This window comes from Cryobacterium sp. M23, assembly GCF_002929655.1.
Lineage (GTDB): Bacteria > Actinomycetota > Actinomycetes > Actinomycetales > Microbacteriaceae > Cryobacterium > Cryobacterium sandaracinum.
The window spans coordinates 1-2211 of the sequence record NZ_PJJV01000015.1; the positions used below are offsets into that span (position 1 = coordinate 1).

The following is a 2211-nucleotide window of genomic DNA, read 5'->3' on the forward strand; positions in this document are numbered from 1 at the left end:
CATATTGATCACCTTCCATACTGGTCGGTGGTCCTGTTTTCAATCGGCGTTAATGGTCCTGTTTTCGGTCGGCGTTAACACTGGACCGCGAGCGGTGCATTTTCGTTCTTTCCCGTTGGGGTCCGATGCTCCTATTTCACGAGCGAACACGAACTCCTCCTGGTGCATACCCAGACCAGCGTGTGGGACTGGGGAATCACGTTCGCCGCGATCCTCGGAGTCCTTGGCGTCGCGCTCTTCCTGACCGCCCGGCTCGCCACTCGACGAACCTGGCGCGCATCGCTCTAACAGAATCAGACCCGGACCGTCCCGATGGAGGTTCCTCGTACGGGAACGCGGTGAAGGCATATTTAGGGGGAGTGGCTGTTTCCATCGAGCGGTCGTGTGCGAAGGCTCAGGCGCCGATGCCGCGCGCGTCGGAGATTCACCTCGGCGCGCACCACAACCGGCGAATAGGGTCACAGAAACTCGTCGACTTCTGGCACTACTAGCCTCGCCGTATGGATAGCGCGGTGGAAGTCCCTGGGAATCGAGAACGTCCGCGCGTACTGTCAGCTGCTGGTCTCGGGCGCCTGACGGGACTATTGAGCGCAGGTCTGATCTGGGGCTTTCTCACGTCCCTCGGGCAGACCTACCTTCCAGAGCCCCTCGTTCAGTTGACGAACTGCTATTCGGTCTGGCTCTTCATCTCCTATTTCGTCGACTACCTGTCGGTCACGGGCGGCTTAGCGACGGTCGCCGGGCTTCTCTCGGTTCTCGCCGCTGATGTGGTTTCTACATAGGAATGTGGGCGCAGTTCGGGATCATCGGAAGCTGGACCGGTGACACTTAATACATGATTGGCGCTCTCATGTTCAGCCCACTCCTCGGGCTGGCTGGGTACCTTATCAAAATCCGGTCCCGTTGGGCGACGTACGGCGTCGCTCTCATGGCTTCTCTCTTCTTCTCCGAAGCGCTCTACCGGCTCAACAAGACCGATGTAGTGACGGCAGGGTTCTCGGACGGTTGGTACGTGTTCGCAATTCTCGGCGTGGGTTCCTGCTCGCGACTCTTTCTCGTACTCGACACCAACCGCTCTCTCTATGCAGCATCATCCCGCTTACTGCATTCGCATACGTTGGAGTTGCCCTAGTTCTACCCGTCGTGCTGTCGCTGATTTAGACGCAACCCAGGCTCAGGACGCATCCAAATTCCGGATCGCGGTTCGGTCGTCCGCGGGGACCAGCCCCTTCTCGATCGACTTGAGCTTCGTCGTCGAGGCGGTGCTTGCAGGCACTCTGACACGCAAGTCACGCGTCCCGCATGGGGTTCCCCTCCGGGCACGGCGCTCGGTGCCGGCGGACAGGCCGTTTTGTTCAAACGTGAGCCCGATCATCGTCAGGTTTCAGGGCACTCCAGCTCGGACGGTGCCTTGAGTTGCCTGGGCATGTGCCCCGGACAGATGACCGCAAAAGAACGATTTGGGGGTTGGGTGTTTTTTGGCATATCGTTTGGGCATGCCGGATGCCACCAATCCCTACGATCTCGATGGCCTCCGGGCGGTAGCTCACCCGTTGCGCCTGCGTTTGCTTTCTCTTCTGACTGCAGAGGCTCTCAGCGCTACGGAGGCGGCGCGTGTCTTGGATGAGAGCCAAGCGAACGTGAGCTACCACCTGCGTCGTTTGGCTCAGGCGGGACTCGTGCAGCTTGTCGAGGAGACGAATATTCGTGGCGGGACCGCCAAACGCTACCGACATGACCCCCCGAGCGGCGAAGCGCTCGGTTCGGGACGCGTCGACGAGCACCAGGCTCTGATGAGTTCCCTCGCCGCGGAGCTGATCGCCCGCAGCGCGCGTTACCTGTCGGGATCCGAATTCGTGTTCACCGAGGCGGAGGTCACCGTCTCCCGCGAGGCATGGGAACGTATCCGCGACATGTCACGCGAGATCGGGAAACTTATCCACGATGAAGCGATGCCCTCCGCCACACCAGAAGGCATCCGCATGAGTGCCACCCTCGCGTTGTTCGAGGTCGTGAACCACGACGCGGCCCCGCGAACATGAGTAGCGGCTACCTCGAGGTACTGCGCACGACCGGCGCACTGAGGGTCTTTGTCCCCGCGCTCGTCGGGCGACTCTCGTTCGCCATGGTGTGGCCCTGACCCCGTTGGGTGGACACCTCACAAGAGAGAATGTTCACTATGGCAAGATCACGTCGGGAGTTCACTCCTGA

The 2211-nt window shown here is 60.6% G+C and carries 4 protein-coding genes; all 4 read left to right on the plus strand.

Annotated features, from left to right (window positions below):
* Positions 1–162: 162 nt before the first annotated feature.
* A complete protein-coding gene (locus CXY82_RS18205; protein ID WP_255408551.1) occupies positions 163–288 on the plus strand; it encodes a hypothetical protein in 126 nt (41 codons plus the stop codon).
* Positions 289–500: 212 nt separating this feature from the next.
* Positions 501–782: a DUF6518 family protein gene (locus tag CXY82_RS18210; protein WP_146068987.1), complete on the plus strand. Its 282-nt coding sequence runs from the start codon at positions 501–503 to the stop codon at positions 780–782.
* A 53-nt stretch (positions 783–835) separates the two neighbouring features.
* The gene (locus CXY82_RS18410; protein WP_104169157.1) at positions 836–1132 is read left to right on the plus strand and encodes a DUF6518 family protein; all 297 of its coding nucleotides are present in this window, start codon (positions 836–838) and stop codon (positions 1130–1132) included.
* Between the two features lie 364 nt (positions 1133–1496).
* Positions 1497–2042, plus strand: coding sequence for a helix-turn-helix domain-containing protein (locus tag CXY82_RS00135; protein WP_104169159.1), 546 nt, complete (start codon positions 1497–1499; stop codon positions 2040–2042).
* Positions 2043–2211: the final 169 nt, after the last annotated feature.